Raw genomic sequence first — 23,135 nt, forward strand, 5'->3', positions numbered from 1 at the left:
GCCTGCAACATTTAAATGTTTGTTTGGCTAACTGTATAGGCTCAATTTGCCTGCTATAGTTTAATGCTGTGATTTGTTTTGCACTTGAAAAGGCCTTTATACCAATTAATAAGCACAACCAATATCTAAATAAACAACATCAATTAACAAATCATTATGGGAAAAATTCTACGAATAGCATTGCTGTTTTTATCCTTGTTAATGTGTGCCAGGGTTATGGCGCAAAACCAGGGGACAGTAATCAAAGGTACAGTAACTGACGACAAAGGTGTCACACTTCCGGGTGTTACAGTTACTGTTAAGGATACTAAATTAAATGCCATTACCGACTTAAACGGTATCTACAGCATTACGGTACCCGCAACCGGGAAAGCGCTTGTTTTTACATTCATCGGGATGGAAAGGCAGGAAGTTTTGATCGGCACTAAAACAACAATCAATGTTTCGCTTAAATTATCATCAACAGCATTGTCTGATGTGGTAGTAATCGGTTACGGTACGCAAAAACGTGGCGATGTTAACGGTGCAATATCTTCAGTAACATCAAAAGATCTGGCCAACATACCACAACCAAGTGTTGATCAGATGCTGCAGGGTAAAGCTTCGGGTGTAACCATTACGCAAAACTCAGGTGGGCCTGGTAGTGCAACTTCGGTACACATAAGGGGTATTACATCATTTACACAAAGCGAGCCCTTATATGTAATTGACGGTGTGCCTGTACAGGGCGATGCCGGAAATTCAGGTACAAGCGGCCAGTCGGTACAGTTAACGCGCACAGGTGGTGGTCAGGAAGAAACAGGCGTAAGTCCGCTTTCACTTATCAACCCTAATGATATTGAATCAATAGATGTGTTAAAGGATGCATCAGCCACTGCTATTTATGGTAGCCGTGGTGCCAATGGTGTTATTATCATTACTACTAAGAAGGGTAAAAACGGTAGTGCCAGGATCAATTACGATGCATTTTACGGTAACCAGCAACAAGGCAAACTAATTAAAATGATGGATTTGCAACAATATGCAAATCTTGAAAACGTATTGGCTGATGCTTTTGGAACAACCAGGAGAAGCGAATTTGCTGACCCAAGCTTATTAGGCCCGGGTACCAACTGGCAAAAAGCGATTTTCAGGAATGCGCCTGAGCAAAGCCACACCCTTTCTATCTCTGGTGGAAAAGAAGGCGTTGACTATTACGTATCCGGTGGTTACTTTAAACAGGATGGTACCATCATCGGCAGTAATTTTGACCGTTACTCATTCCGCTCAACTGTTAATGCGCAGGTTAAGGATTGGTTTAAATTAGGTGCTACCTTATCTGCCAGCCGTAGTAATCAAAATGTTGGCTTAGGCGAAAATGGCGGTATAGTTTATTACGCCTTGTTAAGTGCGCCTGATAGCCCGGTATATAATGCTGATGGTACCTTTGCAGGCCCGTCTGTTACACCCGGTGGTTTAGTACAGGGACAGGTTAACCCGGTTCAGCAGGCTTTAAGCCTTACCAATACATTGTTACGTAACAATGTGCAGGGTAGTGTTTATAACGACCTTAGATTTTTTAAGGATTTGAGCTTAAGATCAGAAGTGAACGGAAACTTTGACTGGACCAAAGCAAAAACTTTCCAGCCAACTTACGCTTATGGTTCTACAGGTTCGGGCACTGCATTTACCAATGCAACAGCACGTTTAAATGAGTACAATACTGATGATACTTATTACGACTGGAAAGAGTTTTTAAACTACACGCACACCTTTAATCACAAACATGATTTAACCGTATTGGCTGGTCATGAGGTTTGGGAATCAAACTACGATGGTATTTCGGCTGCAATATCTGGCTTTACTGCCGGTAACACCTTACAAACATTGGGTTTAGGTACGCAATCATCAGATTTGATTGGCGAAACCAAAGGCTCAACCGTAATGGAATCATGGATAGGCCGTGCTATTTATACCTATAACAATAAGTACAGCATGACGGCTTCTATCCGTAGCGATAGGTCTTCAAACTTTGCTCCCGGGCATCAAACAGGCTACTTTCCTGGGGTTGCTGTATCATGGAGATTATCTGACGAGCCATTTATGGCCGGTATAAAAAGCTTTGCCGATAACTTAAAGGTAAGGGTAGGATACGGTACAACAGGTAACTCAAACATACCGGGCTACCGTTATGGCTCTGCAATTACACCGGTAAGTACAGGTTTTGGAACAGGATTTATTGTTGGTAACATTGCCAACCCTAACCTTACCTGGGAAACCGCCATTCAAAAAAATGCGGGTATTGATTTCAGTATTATTAATAACCGCATTGATGGTTCATTTGATGTGTACGAAAAAACTTCAAAGAACTTCCTTTTCCAGCAGCCGTTACCTGCTTATTTGGTGGGTGGTACTGCTGAATACTCTGGTGCTGCGGTTTTACAGCCACCTTATAAAAATGCTGGCGAGATCCAGAACAAAGGTTTTGAGTTCACCATCAACAGCAGAAACATTCAATCAAAGGATTTTAAATGGAGTACCACTTTAATCTTCTCGCGTTATACCAATAAGGTATTGTCATTAAATGGTTATCCATCATTGATCGGCAGCGAAAACAGCAGCTATATCAGCCTGCCGGTTACCAATACAGTAGTTGGTGGTCCAATTGGTGAGTTTTATGGTTACAAAGTACAGGGTGTAATTAAAACCTCGGCACAGTTAGCCTACCTGTCAACCCATCCTCAAAATGTAACAGGCGGTACATCTCCGGCCGTTGTAACTAACGACCGTACGGTAGCAAACTCTATCTGGTTAGGCGATTTACAATACCAGGATACTAACCACGATGGTAAAGTTGATGCAAAGGATCAGGTAGCGTTGGGTAATCCAAATCCTGATTTTACTTACAGCATCACCAACAACTTCTCGTACAAGGATTTTGATCTTTCTATTTTCCTTAACGGATCGTACGGTGGTAAAATATTAAATGCTTTACGTTACGAAACCGAAGGTTTATCAAGTTTATACCAAAATCAAACTGCTGCTTCAGCAAATTTCTGGACACCGAGCAATCCAAATTCAAACATCCCGGCACCAAGGGCTGGTATTGCCAATAACAACCTGGTAATGTCTGATCGTTTTTTAGAAAGCGCATCATTCCTGCGTATTCAGAATGTAAGATTAGGCTATAATTTACCAACCCGCTGGGCACGTTATGCAAAGCTTAGCCATCTAAAAGTATACGTAAGCGGCCAAAACTTGTATGTATTTACTAAATACACAGGTTTAGACCCCGAAATAGGATCATTAAACCAGAGCCCTATATTACAGAATATAGATAATGGCCGTTACCCTATTCCACGTACTATCATATTTGGAGTTAACGCTGAGTTTTAACTTTTAAAAGGAAATTAACATGAAAAAACATATAAAATATATTATAAGTATGGCAGCGGTAGCAAGTGTAGTAGCTACTGGTTGTAAAAAAGATTTTTTTAACCGCCCGCCCGAAAGTCAGACTACCGTAGGTAGCTACTATCAAACAACGGCGCAGGTACAAGCGAGTACAAATGCATTGTATGCAGCACCCTGGTTTGGTTTTAATACAAAAGTTGGCTGGTCAATAAGTGAGCTGGCCAGCGGGAATGGCCGTACCGGATCATCAGATGTAATTGCTTTTGGAAACTTCTCTGTATCAAACGGAAACTTTGAAATAAGCGCCGCCTGGAACTCTTTATTTACAGTTGTTGCACAGGCAAACGCGCTGATAAATAATTTGCCGGCAAACGTACCTGCCTCGGTACCAGCTAATGTGGTAAACAATGCCTTAGGCGAAGCCAGGCTGATGCGCGGATTAGCTTACTTTTATTTAGTAAGGATATTTGGAAACGTACCATTGGTTGAAAATCCTTTAACCGAGGTAAGTAACTTTCAAAATGTGAATACCAACCCGGTAGCTGATGTTTATAAATTTATCATCAGGGATTTAAAATTTGCCGAAGCTAATTGTACACCTAATGTTGCAGGTACAGGCCACGTATCAAGTGGTTCGGCATCAGCTTTATTAGCTAAGGTATACCTTTATAGCCAGGATTATGCTAACGCACATTTAGAAGCCGAAAAAGTAATAAACAGTGGTGAGTTTGGTTTATTTGGAGTTGATATTGCAGGTAAAACCTTTGAGGATCTGTTTAAAATAGCAAACAATAACAACAAAGAATCAATCATTGCACTGCAGTGGCTGGCCAATGCCGGTTACGGTTTTGGTAACGGTGTACAGGCATCATTTGCCTACAGCAGTGCTATTACACAAACAGGTGATGGTTACGGTGTATTGGCACCAAGCTTTGATTTGATTGACGCTTATGCCGCTAATCCTGGAGATTTACGCAGAAAAGGTACCATTATGCTGCCTGGTGATTATTATTCATACCTTGACCAGGCCGAAGGTGGTTACACCTTACCTGCAAATGCAAGTTCACAGGGTACGCATGCACAGATCAAGAAATACGTTGTAGGATCTCCGGCTGATAATAACGGGGCCAGTGCGTTCCAGTCTACCGGGATGAATACCTACATCATGCGTTTATCTGATGTTTACCTGATTGATGCCGAAGCAATATTGGGCCAGTCGGCTAACCCGGGCGTAGGGCATGGGCTTGACACCGGCGCTACCACCACAGATGCAACTGCTTTAAAATACTTTAACCTGGTTAGACAAAGGGCCGGCGTACAGCAATTAACAAAAATCTCTTTCAGGGATATTATCAAGGAACGCCGTTTGGAGTTTGCCATTGAAGGCGATTACTGGTATGACCTTTGCCGCCTTGATGGTTTCAACTCAGCCGTTCACCCGGTAGCTATTTCAATCATCAGCAAGCAGGATAGGGGCGATTCAAGTACAGATAACCCGCCGGTGCGTTACCACGACGCTACTTATACCCCAACCGATCTGGACTTTTTGTTCCCGGTGCCGGCTACAGAAGTTGCAGCAGATCCTAACTTAACAAAAGCACCTGTTCCATACGTATTCAAATAATCATAGATATGAAAAAGGAAATTTTAAAATCAAAAAAACTTTACTGCGTACTATCGGCATTGATAGTATTCGGTTTCGCTGCCTGTAAAAAGGAGCACAGCAACCTTGTTGGCGGCACAGGCGCTCCTGTAATTACATCAGTAGCAACAGCAGGCAAATCAAAAACAGATACACTGGTAACCACCGTTACCACTTATGATGCTAATGGCGTTGCTACCACGGTAATTGACAGCAACAAAACGCACAATTCAGTTATCCCTTTTGATTCAACTACAACCGAGGGTAAAAAGCAAAACCAGTATGTAATTAAAGGTAAAAATTTAGGTAGTGTAACAGGGGTATCATTTAATGGTGTATCGGCTTATTTTAACCCGGCATTGGTTTCTGATAATACCATCATTGTCAGCATTCCTCAAAATATACCAACAGGTGCAAGCGTATCAAACAAATTGGTAGTAACTACCTTGCATGGTTCCGCATCATTTAATTTTACGGTGCTAACACCGCCGCCAACCATATCAAAGGTGTCTGACTATTCCTTTACTGCAGGTTCGCAAATCACCCTGTCGGGTGTAAGCTTTGCTACAGTAACTTCAGTTGGCTTAAAAGGCAGTACTGCAACCGCTACTATTGTAAGCCAGGTTGATACGCAGATGGTAATAAAAATGCCTACGGCTGCTATAAGCAGGGCAAACCTGGTATTTACTTATGCATCAGGTACAGCAACCTCAACACAGGAGTTTATTGACCTTGATAACAGCTACCAGATTTTTGTTAATAATAATTACGAAAATGGCTGGTTTGATAACTCATGGGCACACCCATCAGGTATTTCAACCACTACCTCGCATTCAGGTACTTCATCCATCGAGGCATTTTATCCTGCCGGAGGATGGCAGGTTGAAGGTATGGCCGATTGGAATACCCCGGGCAAGTTTGCCTACAATGCCGATTATAAATACTTTACTTTTTGGGTAAAGGGTGGTACCGTTAACCATACCCTTGTTTTAGTTGGCGACCAAATGGTTGGCGGCTATGGGCAGGTTCAAAATGCAAATGCCTATGCTGCGCAGTTAATATCTGTACCTGCAAAGGTTTGGACATTTTATAAAATCCCGTTGGGTGCACCATCATCAACAAATCCAAACCTGCTTAACTTTTGGGCCAATGGCACACCTGCACAGCAGTTAGGTTTCTTCCTGCAAGGCCAAAGCGGCGATGTGGACGAGGCCATCTATTTTGATGAAATGGCATTTGTAAAATAACAAGCATAATGCATTCACATAAATTATAATATGAGAGTTATAATAGTTGATTAATTTATAAGCCATCTGCAGTTACACACTTTGATAAACTGCAGGTGGCTTTTTTTAAATTCTGCTTAAAGCTTAAACAGTGAAAAGTTATATCCTGATAATATGTATAAGCATGTCTTTGCTGTTGAGCAATGCATCGGCACAAAAAAACCTGGTTACCAACGGCGGTTTTGAAGATGACTTATATGGATGGAACAACAATGGTGCAAGGCTAACACCCTGGGATTTAAAAAGCGGTAAAAACAGCTGCGCCATAGTAACGGCCAATACCGATAACTGGGTAGGGATAGATCAAACCATTCGAATACCTAAAAAGGCTCACGATATTGAATTTAGCGCCTGGTTAAAAGCTATAAATGTAGTTAAGGGCAAAAACGATTGGGATGGCGCCATATTTACCGTGGTTTTTTTAGATAGCCAGGAAAAAGAGTTAGGATCAGGTTTAAACATTGCCCGGATCACCGGCGACCAGGCATGGAAGCTGGAACAGGCAAAAATTAAAATGCCCGATAATGCCATGAGCTTTAAAATTTTAATTGCGATGGGCAATGCTGCAGGTACATTGATTATAGACGATGTTGCCGCAAAGGTTATTGATTAAGCAGGGCTGGTTATAGATGGGAGCAATAACCGTGTAAATCATGATGCTATGTTCAATAAATCAATAATTTATCAACTTTATTGTTAAATTCGTATTAGTATATTGAATTTTTTTGTACACTAAAATTATTTATGATGACAAGCAATGTAATGCGTGAAATTACCCCGCTGACACCAAGCGATTGCTTTACCATTTTTTCGAGGGTTAAAAAGAAATTTGACTTCCCGCTTCATTATCATGATGAGTATGAACTTAACCTGATATTGAACGCTAAGGGCGCAAAACGTGTGGTAGGCGGGCATATTGAAGTAATTGATGAACTGGAACTGGCGCTGGTAGGGCCAAACCTTTATCATGCCTGGTTTACAAACCAATGCCAAAGCGAGGCTATTACCGAGGTTACCATCCAGTTTCATAAGGATCTTTTTGATGAGCGTTTTTTGAAAAGAAACCAGCTGAGTTTTTTAAAAAGCATGCTGGAACGGTCACAACGCGGAATAACTTTTGCTCCAGAAACCATAGTGGCGTTGAAAGACAGGCTATTGGCGCTTGATAAAAAAAATGGTTTTGATTCGGTTTTGGAGTTACTGTCAATCCTGCATGATCTCTCTATATCCCGCAATATGAAGACGTTATCAGATCCGAGCTTTACCAACGAAAAATTTTATTACAACAGTCGCCGCATTGAGAAGGTGTTTGAACATATGAACACCAATTACAACAAGCAGGTAACCCTGGCCGAAGTATCGCGGATAGCAAACATGCCCGAAGCATCTTTTAGTCGCTTTATAAAAAAGCGTACCGGCAAAACCTTTATTGATAGCCTGAACGAAATAAGGCTTGGCCATGCCTCCAGGATGCTGATTGATTCGACCACTACCGTGGCCGAGATTGCTTACAAATGCGGGTTCAATAATATCTCCAATTTCAACCGCATCTTTAAGCGTAAAAAGCTTTGCATCCCTAAAGAGTTCAGGGAAACCTATACTGGTAACCGGGTCTTTATTTAATGATCAGATAGGCTTCGTTATGGTTAAAATAGTTAAACAGAATAACTAGAGGGAATTTAAGGTTAAAAAAGTATTATATTTTTGTTGTTAATAAATCTACTTTCGGCAATACCAATTATGAGGTAATTTGATCAGCAATTTTCAAATTAACAGGTGTTCAGATTTGCGTCCTTTGCAAGTTTTGAATCCCGGCAATTAACCAATTTAAACAAATGAAGCTTCACCTTATTGATATTGTCATTATTACGCTATACCTGTTAAGCACTGTACTTATAGGCTTATGGTATCGTAAAAAGGCTAAAGAAAATAAGGAGAGTTATATGCTGGGCGGCAGGTCGCTGCCCTGGTATAAGCTGGGTTTAAGTGATGCCTCTGATATGTTCGACATCAGCGGAACCATGTGGATGGTGAGCCTTTGTTTTGTTTACGGCATGAAAAGCATCTGGATCCCCTGGCTGTGGCCGGTATTTAACCAGGTGTTTTTAATGATGTACCTGTCGCGCTGGTTGCGCCGCTCCAATGCATCAACCGGTGCCGAATGGCTGGCAACCCGGTTTGGCAAAACAGGGCCGGGCGTTAATAATTCGCACAAAGTTGTTGTCGCCTTTGCACTGCTCAGCTGCTTTGGCTTTTTGGCCTACGGCTTTATAGGCCTGGGTAAGTTTATAGAGATCTTTGTACCCTGGGACCTGGTGAAAGCCTACGTTCCTTTTAATGTTGCCCCCCGGTACGTACCCGAGTTATACGGCTTTGTATTTACACTCTTCGCCATGTTTTATTCTATTATAGGCGGTATGCACAGTATTGTACTTGGCGATATGATCAAGTATGGTATTATGTCGGTAGCCTGTATCTGGATAGCGATCATAACAGCCATGAAGTTGCAGGGCAACCATATCAATGTGCCGGTAGGCTGGTATAGCCCATTTTTCGGTACGCATTTAAATATGAGCTGGTCGGGTATTATTAACGAGGTCAACCAAAAAATAAAGGACGACGGCTACTCACTGTTCGGTCTGTTTTTTATGATGATGACCTTCAAGGGGTTCTTCGCGGCCCTGGCCGGCCCGGCGCCGAATTACGATATGCAAAAGATCTTATCAACCCGCTCGCCCGAGGAGGCCAGTAAAATGAGTGGTTTTGTAAATATCATTTTGCTGCCTGTAAGGTACGCGCTTATCATCAGCCTAACCATATTGGGTTTGCTGTATTATCATCAAATGAATTTGAAGGATGCCAATGGCGTTGTTGATTTTGAAAGGATACTGCCTGCCGTTATCAATAACTTTTTACCTGTTGGCTTAGTAGGCTTATTGCTTGCCGGTTTGCTGGGCGCTTTCATGAGCACGTTTAGCGGTACGCTGAATGCAGCACAGGCTTATATAGTGAATGATATTTATGTAAAATATGTTGACCCTGAGGCATCTACCAAAAAAATCATCAACATGAATTATTTGGTGGGCATCATCGTGGTGGCTATAGGTGTGGTGTTGGGCTTTTTTGTGAAAAACATTAACGAGGTATTGCAGTTCATCGTATCCGCCTTGTATGGTGGTTATATAGCATCCAATGTATTGAAATGGCATTGGTGGCGCTTTAATGCCAATGGCTTTTTTTGGGGGATGTTAACAGGAATTATTACCGCTATGGTACTGGCCTGGAATGTGGATGCAGGGCATATCCTGTACTGGTTCCCGGTATTATTTTTTGTATCGATGGCGGGTTCAATTATTGGGTCTTATGCCTCGCCGCCGACAGACATTGCCGTTTTGCGCGCCTTTTATACAAATGTACGCCCCTGGGGTTTTTGGGAGCCCGTTAAAAAGCTGGTAATGGCCGATGATCCGGCTTTTGTACCCAATAAAAACTTTAAGTTAAATATGTTCAACGTGGTAATTGGCACCATAGCCCAGCTATGCCTAACTATTTTGCCCATGTATTTAATACTGATGCAAAAGCTGCCTTTACTGGTAACCATTGCCATACTAGCCGTAATTATTTTTATACTGAAAAAAACGTGGTGGAATAAATTAAAAGACTATTAATTATACAATGATACAGCAATTTAAAAAGCGTTTGAGCCAGTTAGAAACGGCCTTTAATGAATTAATAGCTAAACCAAATGAAATAGCGGGGATTGGTAACGGCATTTTTGACCGGTATACAAACCCGGTGCTTACCGCTGCACATGCACCGCTTAACTGGCGGTATGACCTTAACCCCGAAACCAACCCCTACCTGATGGAGCGTTTCGGTATTAATGCTGCCTTTAATGCCGGCGCTATAAAGTTTAACGGTAAATACTTAATGGTAGCCAGGGTAGAAGGGGCCGACCGCAAATCATTTTTTGCAGTTGCCGAAAGCCCTGACGGCATAAGCAATTTTACCTTTTGGGAATACCCCGTTGAACTGCCGCAAACTGCTGAGCCTGATACCAACGTGTATGATATGCGTTTAACAGCCCATGAAGACGGCTGGATCTATGGTTTGTTTTGTACCGAAAGACGTGACCCCGAAGCCCCGGCACATGATCAGTCGATGGCGGTTGCAGCTTGCGGTATTGCCCGCACTAAGGATCTGATTAAGTGGGAACGCCTGCCCGATTTGATAACCAATTCTCCGCAGCAGCGTAACGTTGTATTGCATCCTGAATTTGTTGAGGGTAAATACGCCCTGTACACACGCCCGCAGGATGGGTTTATCAGTGCAGGTAAAGGTGGCGGCATAGGTTTCGGCTTAACCGAAACAATGGAAAATGCCACTGTTGACCACGAAACCATTATCGACAATAAAAATTACCATACCGTTTATGAGGCCAAGAACGGACAAGGCCCGGCACCCATAAAAACAGATAAGGGCTGGCTGCACCTGGCACATGGCGTACGTAATACGGCTGCAGGTTTGCGTTATGTGTTATATATGTTTATGACAGATCTGCACGATCTGACTAAAGTAACACATAAACCGGCAGGCTATTTCTTAGCGCCCGAAGGTGAAGAAAGGGTAGGAGATGTATCAAACGTGGTGTTTTGCAATGGCTGGATAAAAGATGATAACGGTGATGTTTACATCTACTATGCATCCTCCGATACCCGGATGCATGTGGCTACCAGCACTGTAGATAAATTGGTTGATTATGTGATCAATACCCCGGCTGATGGCTTGCGTTCAGCTTTATCGGTCAATTCTATTTATCAAATAATTGACAGTAACAAAGCACTGTTAAAATCATAGCTTTTAGTTTGAGTTTTATGCTCCTTTTTAAATGGGCGTAGCGCACTAAACCTGAATGCTAAAACTGTTAAAATGACATTATAAAATCATAAAAAAGTATCATACCATAATGCTTACAGATACCAGCACCAAACTCGATATTTTAAAAACGGAACTGAGTGATGAACTAAACAACATCATGCGGTTTTGGGCCGATATTACGCCCGACGAGGTTAACAGTGGCTTTTATGGTAAAATAGATAATGATAACCAGGCTACTGCCAATGCGCCAAAAGGATCGGTGCTCAACGCTCGTATCCTGTGGAGTTTTGCGGCAGCTTATAATCATACGGGGGATGAAAATTATTTAAATGTGGCTACCAGGGCCTATGAATATATTAATGCGCATTTTATTGATGCTGAACAAGGCGGCGTTTACTGGTCTGTTGATTACAAGGGAAATGCTTTAGATACTAAGAAACAGGTTTATGCTATAGCCTTCACCATTTATGCTTTAAGTGAATTTTACAGCGCCTCGGGTATAATGGCGGCCAAGCAAAAGGCGGTTGATCTTTATCGCCTATTGGTTGAAAAATCCTACGACCATGTAAAGACGGGTTATTTTGAAGCCTTTACAAAAAACTGGCAGCCTATAGATGATTTGCGCCTGAGCGCAAAGGATGCCAACGAGAAAAAGACCATGAACACGCACCTGCATGTTTTAGAAGGTTATATCAACTTGTTCCGCATCTGGCCCGATCAAGGTTTAAAGCAGCAGATCGAAACCCTGCTCAATAACTTCTTTGATCATTTTATAGATCAGCAAACCAATCATCTCTCCTTATTTTTTGACGAGGACTGGAAAAGCAAATCAGATCTGATCTCCTACGGGCACGATATTGAAGCTACCTGGCTTTTGCTGGAAGCTGCCGAAGCAATAGGCGATGCCTATATGATTGAAAAGATAAAGCAAATAAGTATCCCCATAGCAAATGCTACCATAAAGGGTTTGGATACTGATGGCGGCTTATGGTACGAATATGAACCAGCCGAGGATCACCTGATAAAAGAAAAACACTGGTGGGTACAGGCCGAAGCGATGGTAGGTTTTTTTAATACCTGGCAAATAGCCGGCGATGAAAAATACCTGGATATTGCCATTAAAAACTGGGACTTTGTAAAACATAAAATATTGGATAAAACCAAAGGCGAATGGTTTTGGGGGATTGAAGGTGATGGCGGCTTAATGGAAAATCAGGATAAGGCTGGGCTATGGAAATGTCCGTACCACAATAGCCGGGCTTGTATGGAGATTATTAAACGAATAACCAAATTATGAAAAATATTAAAATAACAATCACTGCAATTATGCTTGCAGGCGCGGTATTGCAATCGTGCAAAAAAGATTCATCAACCAATACCCCGGGTGGTGCTGGCGGCACTACCGATAATGGAACCATAGTGGTTGGTACAGACCCGGCTGTTGCCAGTACGCAGGGCTTTTTTTTAGATAACTGGGCCGCTAAAACATTTACCGCACCCAGCACGCAGGATGCTACCAAGCCATCGGCAAGCGGCGGCGTTAATGTAAGTGTTGATCTGAGCCAGATAACTACCAAAGTATCAAAATACCTGTTTGGTAATAATACCAACCCGTACATGGGGCAGTTTGTAACCGAGCCCGCTCTAATGAGTAATTTAACCAGCCTTTCGCCCAATATACTGAGGGCGCCGGGTGGTAGCTTGTCTGATGTTTATTTCTGGAATGGTAATGGCACAATCGCCAGCCCACCAGCTGATGCCCCGGCTAATTTGCTCGATAATACCGGCGCTTCATCAGCCGCTTATTACTGGTATGGCAACAATGCTAAAAGCAATTCAATAACCTTAGATAATTATTACAGCGTATTGCAGCAAACCAGCAGCACCGGTTTAATAACTGTTAACTATGGCTATGCGCGCTACGGTACAAGTGCCCATCCTGATCAAACTGCAGCACATTTGGCTGCCAACTGGGTGCGTTATGATAAAGGTCGCACGCAGTTTTGGGAAGTTGGTAATGAATGTTACGGAAACTGGGAAGCCGGGTACAGAATTGATCCGGCTTTAAATAAGGATGGGCAGCCTGCAATATTAACAGGTACCGTATACGGTACACACTTTAAAGTTTTTGCCGATTCGATGCGCAAAGCAGCAGCCGAAGTTGGTAACACCAATATAAAAATAGGTGCTGTATTAACAGGTGATAATGATGTTAACAACAATGCAGGGGTGAAAAACTGGAACGCAACCGTTTTAGCAGCAGCCGGTAATAGCCCTGATTTTTTTGTGGTGCACAATTATTACACGCCATATGCCCAAAATTCAACTGCCGATGTGATCTTCTCTAATACGGCAACCGAAACCGCATCTATGATGAACTGGGTAAAAACTTCGGCCCAAACAGCAGGCGTTACCCAAAAACCTGTAGCGTTGGATGAGTGGAATATCCAGGCAATCGGTTCAAAACAAAATGTTTCAAATATTGCAGGCGTACATGCCGTGATGATATTAGGCGAGGTTTTAAAAAATCAGTTCAGTATGGCCAGCCGCTGGGATCTGGCAAACGGTTGGGGCAATGGTGATGACCAGGGCCTGTTTAATATTGGCGATGAGCCCGATGGTGTAGCCAAATGGAATGCAAGGCCCGCGTTTTACTACATGTACTTTTTCCAAAAATACTTTGGCGATCGTATGGTTAGCTCAACCGTTAGCGGCAGTAATGATATTGTGAGCTATGGCTCCTCATTTACATCGGGCCAGGCCGGGGTTGTTTTGGTAAACAAAAGCAATACCGATCATGTGGTTAACGTAAGCTTTAAAAACTTTGCGGCAGGCAGTAAATACTACTTTTATGTGCTTAATGGCGGAACGGACAACACCCCATTTTCGCGCAAGGTTTACATTAACGGGGTAGGCCCGGCAAACGGTGTTGCGGGTGGTCCGGATACTTATGCTACGCTTGTTGCCAATACCGCTGGTATATCTGGTGGTATTACACTTTCGGTGCCTAAATACGGGGTGGTTTTTTTAGTGGCCGATAAAAAGTAAATTAGTTTATAGTATGGTTAAATTTGATTTTGATCAGTTATGAAAACAACCTGTAAAACCGTCAAATTATTGCTGATGATACTAATAGTATCGTCAAAGTTGGCTTTAGCAATAAATACCCATAATCCGGGCAGCTATAATATAAAAGATTATGGCGCCATTGGTGATGGTGTTAATTTAGATAGCAAGGCCATCAATAAAGCCATTGATGCTGTAGCAATGGCGGGCGGAGGTACGGTTTATATTCCGGCAGGTAATTATTTATCAGGATCTATTCACCTGAAAAGTAATATTTCCCTGTTTATTGACCAGGGGGCTACCATTATTGCCGCCCCGGTAAGTGCCGCAAATGGGTACGACGAGGAGGAAATGAGCGTTAATACATCCTACCAGGACTCGGGCCATAGCCATTGGCACAACAGCCTGATATGGGGCGATAACCTGCATGATGTATCTATACTTGGCCAGGGAACCATTTGGGGCAAAGGATTATATAAAGATTATGTTAAAGGCAAACAAACCAGTAATAAAGCTATTGCGCTTTATTTATGCCGCAATGTAAATATCAGTGATGTATCTATACTGCATGGCGGCTGGTTCGCTATTTTAGCAACGGGGGTTGATAACTTGACTATTAATAATGTAAAGTTGGATACCAACCGCGATGGGATGGATATTGACTGCTGCCGCAACGTACACGTATCCAACTGCAGCGTAAACTCGCCTTATGACGATGGCATCTGCCTGAAAAGTACTTTTGGTTTGGGCTTTGCCCGCGCAACCGAAAATGTGACCATTACCAATTGTGAAGTGAGTGGTTTTGATGAAGGCTCTTTTTTAGACGGAACCTATAAACGTACTAAAAACAGCGAATACGGCACCAGCCCAACCGGGCGCATAAAATTAGGGACAGAATCAAACGGGGGCTTTAAGAACATCACCATATCAAACTGCGTATTTAATTATTGCCGCGGCCTTGCGCTCGAAACAGTGGATGGTGGTTTATTAGAGGATGTAACCATCAGCAATATAACCATGCGCGATATTGTAAATGCGCCTATCTTTTTACGACTGGCTTCCCGTATGCGCGGCCCGGCAGATGTGCCTGTTGGTGAATTGCGCAGGGTTATCATCAGCAATGTTGTTGCGTATAATGTAGAGCCGGGTCAGGGCGTTTTAATTAGCGGCATTCCCGGGCATCCTATAAAAGACATCGCCCTTAAAGACATTAAAATTTATTATAAAGGAACAGGCACCGCCGAGCAGGCCAGGCGTGAAGTACCGGAATTAGAAAAAGGCTATCCGGAACCGGGTAGCTTTGGCGTGCTGCCTGCATACGGCTTTTTTGCAAGACATGTGGAAGGACTGAGGATAGATAACGTAGCGCTGAATTTATTGAATGATGACCAGCGCTCTGCATTTATATTTGATGAGGTAAAAGCTGTTGAACTGCATTTTGTAAAAGCACAGGTATCAAATGGGGTAGCACCTGTCAGCTTGAAAGGAATGGCAGATGTTACCCTGTTCCAATCCTTGAACCTGCCCGATGGTAAGTTGAAAAATTAGAAGTATCAATAAAGTTAAGTAATGAATATAAGAACTATAAAAAAATTCCTGCTGGCATCGTTTATCGGGGCATTGGCAAGCACGGCGGCATCGGCTCAAAAGTTTGAAGAGCTAGCGCAAACACCGCCGATGGGCTGGAACAGCTGGAACACTTTTCAAACCAATATTGATGAGCCTTTATTAAAGGGGATGGTTGATACCTATGTATCGTCGGGTATGAAAGATGCAGGCTATAACTATTTTGTTTTGGATGATGGCTGGATGTCGATGGATAGGGACAAGGATGGTAACCTTGTTGCCGACCCCAAAAAGTTCCCTAACGGGATGAAGGCCTTTGCCGATTATGTACACTCTAAAGGGTTAAAGTTTGGTATTTACAATTGTGCAGGTACTAAAACCTGTGCAGGTTACCCGGGCACACGTGGTTATGAATACCAGGATGCCCGCTTATATGCATCGTGGGGTGTTGATTACCTGAAGTTTGACTGGTGTAATACGGATGGTATAAATGCTAAAGAAGCTTATACCACCATGAGCAATGCCATAAAAGCAGCGGGCAGGCCAATGATATTCAGCCTGTGCGAATGGGGGCAGCATCAGCCCTGGCTATGGGCCAAGGATGTAGGGCAGCTTTGGCGCAGCACCGGCGATATATGGGCCGGGTTCGATAAAAATTTGAGCAAAGGCAGCTGGACAGCTTTGAGCGTGCTTACCATTTTAGATAAGCAGGATAGCATAAGGCAATACGCCGGGCCGGGCCATTGGAACGATCCTGATATGCTGGAGGTTGGCAACGGGATGAAATATAACGAGGATAAAGCTCACTTTTCATTGTGGTGTATGTTAGCTGCGCCTTTAATGGCCGGTAACGATCTGCGTAAAATGAGCGATCAAACCAAAACCATATTAACCAATAAGGATGCCATAGCTATTGATCAGGATGCTTTGGGCATTGAAGGCTTTAAGTATTATGCCTTTGATGGCTTGGAGCTTTTTGTAAAACCATTGGCTAACAATGAGCTTGCGGTTTGTTTTTTAAACCGTTCATCGCGCCCGCAAAATGTGAGTTATGATTGGAAAGAGCATTTAATAAGTGACGCAATCTCAAAAACTAATGTCGATTTTAACAAAGCAAATTATAAGCTGCACGATGTTTGGTCCAAAAAAGATATTGGCACAACCGATAAAACTTTTAAACAAACCATAGGCGTAAACGATGTGGTACTTTTAAGGCTTACAAAACAATAATTCAATCACATCTAAACAGTACATTGGCGCTCCGCAATAAAGAGCCTTCAGATGTACCAGATCATAAAAATGAAAAGAACTTATATCTTATTATTTATCATATTATTAAGCTCTTGCGTGAGTGCCCAACTATATAACCCAAGCGATAAGCATGCCACTGCCGAAACCCGGGCACTTTACAGCAGTATGCAAAGGCTGATTGGTGCCGGAGTTATCTTCGGGCACCATGATGATACGGCTTATGGGGTTGAGTGGAAATTTGATAACGACAGCTCGGATGTTAAAAATGTAACCGGTACTTACCCTGCAATGTACGGCTGGGACCTGGCAAAAATTGAACACGACAGTACTAAGGATATTAACCGTATCCCGTTCGATCTGCAAAAGAAATTAGTTAAAGAGGCCTATCAGCGTGGCGGCATTAATACCTTTTGCTGGCACATGGATAACCCCACCAACGGTAAATCGGCATGGGATACCACAAGGCGTACCGTTGCCGATATTATCCCCGGCGGGGCATTTAATGGTGTTTACACTGATTACCTCGACCGTGCGGCAAAATACCTGGCAGAGTTAAAGGGTAAAGACGGCGAGCCTATTCCTATCCTGTTCAGGCCATTTCATGAGCTTACAGGCACCTGGTTCTGGTGGTGTAAAAACACAAGCTCGCCCGATGAATTTAAAGCCCTTTGGCAGTTTACTGTTGATTACCTGCGCAACAAAAAGAAATTGCATAATTTACTGATCGTTTATTCTGTTGCTGATTTTGATTCGGAAGCAGAGTTTTTGGAACGGTACCCGGGAGATAATTATGCCGACATTATTGGCTTTGACAACTACTGCCGCAACAGTATTCCTGATTTTACAAACAAGTTAGATAAGCGTTTAGCTTTGTTGGATGTGATTGCCGCCAGGCACCATAAACTGGCCTGCCTTGCAGAAACCGGTTATTTAAATATCCCGCAGGCAGATTGGTGGACGAAGGTTTTATTACCCGTATTATCAAAATATAAAACATCCTACGTACTGGCCTGGCGCAATGCAGATACACGGCAATATTTTGCCCCATACCCCGGCCAGGTGAGTGCTGATGATTTTAAAAAGTTTGCCCAAAGCGGCCAAACTATTTTTCAAAACAGGTTAACACCATTATCAGTTTACGGGAAGCCATTATAGAAAACTTAATGCCTGTGGTCCTGGCTTTAGCTGGCTTTGGCAGCTTAACTATAATTTATACTACTTTTATAACGTTTGTTATAACAAATAAACAGAGTGTATAATTTATGCTGAGAGAATCTAAAGGAAACAGATCGTTAAAAGAGAACCTGATGCTGGCATCATCAACCGCATTTGTATCAGGGATGATCAATGTGGCAGGGATGATAGCCTTTTTTGCTTTTACATCAAACATTACAGGGCATGTGGCCAACCTGGCCCGGCACATTGTTGATCAGAATTTTAGGGAGATCATCGTTTTTGCCATCTGGCTGCTGCTGTTTTTTGCAGGTGCATTTTTATCCAGCTTTATTGTACGCTCGTTAAGTCATACCAGCTATTACAGGGCGCATGCAGTACCTGTGGTTATTGAGATTATTATTTTACTGTTTGTAGCCGTATACGGGCAATCGTTTTACAACGAAACCAAGCTGGAGCGGGAAGTGGTGATAGGGGGGATTATATTTTCAATGGGGCTTCAAAACAGTTTAGTATCTACCATATCGGGCGGGTTGATCAAATCATCGCATTTAACCGGGTTGTTTACAGATTTAGGCGGCGACGTTGCCGAATGGTTGCATCCCCGCGAAGAAAAAACAAACGCAGTAAGGAACCGAATTTATATCAGGCTTACCATTCTTTGTTTTTATTTGATAGGGGCTGTAATTGGCGGCTATTTATTCAACATGTTTGACCTGGCCATATTTTACTTTATCCCCTTTATTTTGCTTACAATATTGTATTATGATTTGTCGCCATTGGCCTTGCATAAACTAACCCGTTTATTTTCACCAACGGTTAAAAATAATTAATGCCATTAACATCATTTTGTAAATACGGTGATGATCCATTATGATTTTTAGCTTTTATATTTATCTTGCCGATTAAATAATTAATTCCCTTGAATGTTATGAGCACCAAAATTGAAAAAGATACTCAGCACTCCACCGCCGAATTATACGCGAGCCTGCTTGATGGTAACAAGCAATTTGTAGCCAATACCTTAAAAATTGACCCTGAATACTTTATAAACCTGGCTAAGGGGCAATCACCGCCAGTATTATGGATTGGCTGTGCCGATAGCCGTGTTCCGGCCAACCAGATCACCAATACCGCACCGGGCGAAATATTTGTACACCGCAATATTGCCAACATGGTAGTGCATTCAGACATGAATATGCTATCGGTATTGGATTATGCCGTTAACGTATTAAAAGTAAAACACGTTATTGTTACCGGCCATTATGGTTGCGGGGGCGTATTAGCAGCTATGGGCAACCACGAGTTTGGCTTAATAGATAACTGGTTAAGGCACATAAAAGATGTTTACCGCCTGCATGCCACTGCGCTTGAACAAATTGAAGACCCCACTGAACGCTCCGATCGCTTTGTAGAGTTTAACGTAATTGAAAATGTGTACAACTTATGTAAAACATCCATTGTGCAAAATGCCTGGAAAAGCGGGCAGGAGTTAGGCGTACATGGCTGGGTTTATAGCCTTTCAACAGGTATAATTACCGATATGAAGGTTAGCGCCTACGATAACGCCAATATGGAAGATGTATTTAAGTTTAAATAAAACCTTCTCCAGCTAAAGGAGATCGTAAATTTATTATAAAAGCAGAAAGCCGGATAATTATCCGGCTTTCTGCTTTTATATATTATAGTCTTAAACTTCTTTAGTTAAAAACGGATACCTGTAATCCGTAGGCGGATCAAAGGTTTCCTTTATGGTACGCGGAGAAACCCAGCGCAGCAGGTTGATCATTGAACCTGCTTTATCATTAGTTCCTGAACCCCTGGCACCGCCAAATGGCTGCTGGCCAACAACTGCACCGGTTGGTTTATCATTAATATAAAAGTTACCGGCTGCATTACGTAAATGGTAAGTAGCCTTGGCAATGGCATAACGATCCTGTGAGATGATAGAGCCCGTTAGCGCGTAGATGGATGTTTTATCTACAATGTCCAGCACTTCGTCAAACTTATCGTCCTCGTACACATAAATGGTTAATACGGGGCCAAAAAGCTCTTCGCACATGGTAACATAAAAAGGATCCTCAACCTTTAAAACAGTTGGCGCAACAAACCAGCCTTTTGATTTATCATAGCTGCCACCTGCAACCAGCTCAACACTATCGTCGGCCTTAGCGGCATCAATGTATTTAGCCAATTTATCAAAGGATACTTCGGTAATAACGGCGTTAATGAAGTTTTCAAAATCTTCAACAGGGCCTATTTTAAACGAAGTTATATCGCGCTGTACGTTTTCCTTTACGGCAGGCCATAACGAAGCTGGGATGTAAGCACGTGAGGCCGCAGAACATTTTTGTCCCTGGTACTCAAATGCACCGCGAACAAGGGCTGTACTTACCACATCGGCATTAGCGCTTGGGTGTGCTAAAACAAAATCCTTACCGCCGGTTTCGCCAACTATGCGCGGGTATGTTTTGTATTTATGAATATTGGTACCTATAGTTTGCCAGATGTTTTGGAAAACCTTGGTCGATCCGGTAAAGTGGATACCCGCAAAATCAGGATGATTAAATATAACCTCGCCGGCAACCGGGCCATCAACGTAAATTAAGTTGATCACCCCATCAGGTACGCCTGCTTCTTTAAATACCTCCATTAATACATTTGCAGCAAAAATTTGAGGGTAAGCAGGTTTCCATACCACTACGTTTCCCATCATAGCTGCCGAAGCAGGCAGGTTACCCGCAATAGCTGTAAAGTTAAACGGCGTTAAAGCAAATATAAAACCTTCTAAAGGACGTTGTTCAACACGGTTCCAAACACCTTTACCCGATACCGGGGGTTGTTGTTTGTAAATCTCGGTCATATACTCTACATTAAAACGCAGAAAGTCAATCAGCTCACAGGCGGCATCAATTTCGGCCTGGTAAGCATTTTTTGACTGGCCAAGCATAGTTGCAGCATTAACCTTGTAGCGGTACGGGCCTGCAATCAGGTCGGCAGCTTTTAAAAATATGGCAGCGCGCTGTTCCCAGGGTAGTTCTTCCCAGTTGCTTTTTGCTGCTAAGGCTGCATCAATAGCCGCAGTAACATGGCTTGCATCACCTTCAGAAAAAGTGGCCAGTAAATGTTTGTGATCATGCGGCGGACGAAGTTCCAGCTTTTTGCCGGTGCGAACTTCTTTGCCGCCGATATACATCGGGATGTCAATTTGTTGTGAACGGGCTTCGTCCAAAGCAGCTTTAAGCGCTGCACGTTCCACACTTCGCGGACCGTAGTTTAACACCGGTTCGTTTTGCGGTGGGGGTACGTTAAAAAATCCTTTAAGCATTATATTATTTATTTAGCTACTAACACCACAAATATAGGAATTTGAGGGGGATGATTGAGCGGCAGATTGTCAAAATATAGATAGGTGTAAAAACAAAACACCCACCCATGTAAATGAGCGGGTGTTTAAATATTTAAGGATAACTATCTGTCGTTTTTTGGGTAACCCTCTTCATCCAGGTCGTCGCGGTCATCTTCGGGCGTGTGGCCAAGGGCTTTGTCTGTTGGGTCAAGCTCAACTATTTCGCCATCATCAATGTGCATGGCCAGTTTATCAACGTCGGTTTCTAATGATTCATTCGGAATATATTCGTCGCCTGCGTCGTAAGGATTGGCCTCATCATAAGTGGAGTTCATATCCTCGCCATTTTTTACCGAAGTATTGTATGGATCGGGATGTACATAATCAGGATCATCGCTTTTTACATCATATTCAAAGCTGTCATCCTCGGCGTTGTAACTAAGGTTTTCTTTATCAATTGTTTCGCCTAATTCGTCTTTTAAAGTTCTGTCCCTGTCGTCTTGTTCATTATCATCGGCAGGGTAAAATGTATCTTTACTCATAAGTTTATAATTAATTATTTACAGATAAAAATTCCGGCAATGGTTAAACTGCCAGCTATTAAAATTGATTAATCAACTATTTACTTAACCGTATTAATAAGTAATTTGTTTTCGGTAAGATATATCGCCCGATCCGAGTGCAAACTTAACGCCTAAGGCAAATTGTGTAAACACATCATTTTTAGCACCCGCGGTAAAACCATCAAGATTATCGCTTAGTACTAAATTGTAGCCGTAAGCCAGATCTATTTTTACACTGGGCTGCTGGTAGCGGTTAAATAATTTAAATTCATAACCTATGCGCAGGGGGATAAAAGGTTCTTTGCTGTTATTTATTCCCGGGGTATAATAGCCAGGATCGAGGATGGAATACCTGTTGATCTGCGTAATATGGTTTACTACAAAACCAATACCTGCCGATACATACAGGTTTTTAATTGCGTTGTTAAACTGGCTGTTTGAGTAATCTAATATTTCGCCCATTTGCAATTGCCCCCTGAAAATAAAGGCGCTGAAATCATTATTAAAATACCTGCCCGATTTTGTTTTTAACGAATCGCCGCCCCTTAGTTTACCTAACTGTGCTTCAAAAACAAAGTTTACATAAGGCGTTGCATTGTACGAAAAATTGAGGTGCACGGCCTGTGTAGTGGTTAATGTTTCGGCATCGCCGTAAACCTTATCCAGGCCGATACCGAAACCAATATCATATGGCGAATAGTTATAGCCCAATTGCGCTTTAGCAATAAACGTGGTGCAGCAAAGTATTAAAATAATAAGCGTTGTTTTGGATATTAGTTTCATCATAATTTATCGGCAGCGCTTTTTTGTTAACAAGTTTAACTAAAGTTTGATTGATATATTTTATAAAAGTAGCATCTAAGTTCATAAAAACAGCATCCATTGTAAATAATTGTTCAATAAAATGCTGAATTATAAGGCAGATAATAGCAAATTGCACAACCATTTTAATTCATACAAACACTACA

The 23,135-nt window shown here is 42.4% G+C and carries 17 protein-coding genes; 14 read left to right on the forward strand and 3 right to left on the reverse strand.

The window, feature by feature from the left end; all coding sequences use genetic code 11:
* Positions 1-156 precede the first annotated feature (156 nt).
* The 14 genes from ACQY4U_RS15820 to ACQY4U_RS15885 all read left to right on the forward strand — a co-directional run bounded on the left by ACQY4U_RS15820 (position 157) and on the right by ACQY4U_RS15885 (position 19,855).
* On the forward strand, positions 157-3,375 hold the full coding sequence (locus tag ACQY4U_RS15820) for a SusC/RagA family TonB-linked outer membrane protein (RefSeq protein ID WP_428330413.1): 3,219 nt from the start codon (positions 157-159) through the stop codon (positions 3,373-3,375).
* A gap of 19 nt (positions 3,376-3,394) precedes the next feature.
* Positions 3,395-5,017 carry a RagB/SusD family nutrient uptake outer membrane protein gene (locus ACQY4U_RS15825; protein WP_428330414.1) on the forward strand — a complete coding sequence of 541 codons (1,623 nt, stop codon included), beginning with the start codon at positions 3,395-3,397 and terminating at the stop codon, positions 5,015-5,017.
* A gap of 8 nt (positions 5,018-5,025) precedes the next feature.
* Positions 5,026-6,282, forward strand: coding sequence for a hypothetical protein (locus ACQY4U_RS15830; RefSeq protein ID WP_428330415.1), 1,257 nt, complete (start codon positions 5,026-5,028; stop codon positions 6,280-6,282).
* Positions 6,283-6,445: 163 nt separating this feature from the next.
* Positions 6,446-6,934 (forward strand): hypothetical protein, encoded by a 489-nt coding sequence (locus ACQY4U_RS15835; RefSeq protein ID WP_428330416.1) that lies wholly within the window; start codon positions 6,446-6,448, stop codon positions 6,932-6,934.
* Positions 6,935-7,065: 131 nt separating this feature from the next.
* Positions 7,066-7,944, forward strand: a complete 879-nt coding sequence (locus ACQY4U_RS15840) for an AraC family transcriptional regulator (RefSeq protein WP_428330417.1) — start codon at positions 7,066-7,068, stop codon at positions 7,942-7,944.
* 212 nt (positions 7,945-8,156) lie between these two features.
* The gene (locus ACQY4U_RS15845; protein WP_428330418.1) at positions 8,157-9,989 is read left to right on the forward strand and encodes a sodium:solute symporter family protein; all 1,833 of its coding nucleotides are present in this window, start codon (positions 8,157-8,159) and stop codon (positions 9,987-9,989) included.
* 7 nt (positions 9,990-9,996) lie between these two features.
* On the forward strand, positions 9,997-11,178 hold the full coding sequence (locus ACQY4U_RS15850) for a glycoside hydrolase family 130 protein (protein ID WP_428330419.1): 1,182 nt from the start codon (positions 9,997-9,999) through the stop codon (positions 11,176-11,178).
* 109 nt (positions 11,179-11,287) lie between these two features.
* Positions 11,288-12,496 (forward strand): AGE family epimerase/isomerase, encoded by a 1,209-nt coding sequence (locus ACQY4U_RS15855; protein WP_428330420.1) that lies wholly within the window; start codon positions 11,288-11,290, stop codon positions 12,494-12,496.
* Positions 12,493-14,247, forward strand: a complete 1,755-nt coding sequence (locus tag ACQY4U_RS15860) for an alpha-L-arabinofuranosidase (RefSeq protein ID WP_428330421.1) — start codon at positions 12,493-12,495, stop codon at positions 14,245-14,247. Before ACQY4U_RS15855 ends, ACQY4U_RS15860 begins: the two co-directional genes overlap by 4 nt.
* Positions 14,248-14,286: 39 nt before the next feature.
* A complete protein-coding gene (locus ACQY4U_RS15865) occupies positions 14,287-15,813 on the forward strand; it encodes a rhamnogalacturonidase (RefSeq protein WP_428330422.1) in 1,527 nt (508 codons plus the stop codon).
* Positions 15,814-15,834: 21 nt separating this feature from the next.
* Entirely contained in the window at positions 15,835-17,061 is a 1,227-nt protein-coding gene (locus ACQY4U_RS15870; protein ID WP_428330423.1) for a glycoside hydrolase family 27 protein, read from the forward strand.
* A 117-nt stretch (positions 17,062-17,178) separates the two neighbouring features.
* The gene (locus tag ACQY4U_RS15875; protein ID WP_428330424.1) at positions 17,179-18,237 is read left to right on the forward strand and encodes a glycoside hydrolase family 26 protein; all 1,059 of its coding nucleotides are present in this window, start codon (positions 17,179-17,181) and stop codon (positions 18,235-18,237) included.
* Between the two features lie 107 nt (positions 18,238-18,344).
* A complete protein-coding gene (locus ACQY4U_RS15880) occupies positions 18,345-19,088 on the forward strand; it encodes a YoaK family protein (protein WP_428330425.1) in 744 nt (247 codons plus the stop codon).
* A 98-nt stretch (positions 19,089-19,186) separates the two neighbouring features.
* Positions 19,187-19,855: a carbonic anhydrase gene (locus tag ACQY4U_RS15885; protein WP_428330426.1), complete on the forward strand. Its 669-nt coding sequence runs from the start codon at positions 19,187-19,189 to the stop codon at positions 19,853-19,855.
* 90 nt (positions 19,856-19,945) lie between these two features.
* Here ACQY4U_RS15885 and pruA read toward each other — a convergent pair whose 3' ends face one another.
* The 3 genes from pruA to ACQY4U_RS15900 form a co-directional block, all read right to left on the reverse strand.
* A complete protein-coding gene (gene pruA, locus ACQY4U_RS15890; protein WP_428330427.1) occupies positions 19,946-21,583 on the reverse strand; it encodes an L-glutamate gamma-semialdehyde dehydrogenase in 1,638 nt (545 codons plus the stop codon).
* Between the two features lie 143 nt (positions 21,584-21,726).
* Positions 21,727-22,146: a hypothetical protein gene (locus ACQY4U_RS15895; RefSeq protein WP_428330428.1), complete on the reverse strand. Its 420-nt coding sequence runs from the start codon at positions 22,144-22,146 to the stop codon at positions 21,727-21,729.
* A gap of 93 nt (positions 22,147-22,239) precedes the next feature.
* Complete coding sequence (locus ACQY4U_RS15900) at positions 22,240-22,953, reverse strand: hypothetical protein (RefSeq protein WP_428330429.1); 714 nt, start codon at positions 22,951-22,953, stop codon at positions 22,240-22,242.
* Positions 22,954-23,135: the final 182 nt, after the last annotated feature.

Origin of the sequence: Mucilaginibacter sp. (assembly GCF_965277465.1) — a bacterium.
Taxonomy (GTDB): domain Bacteria; phylum Bacteroidota; class Bacteroidia; order Sphingobacteriales; family Sphingobacteriaceae; genus Mucilaginibacter.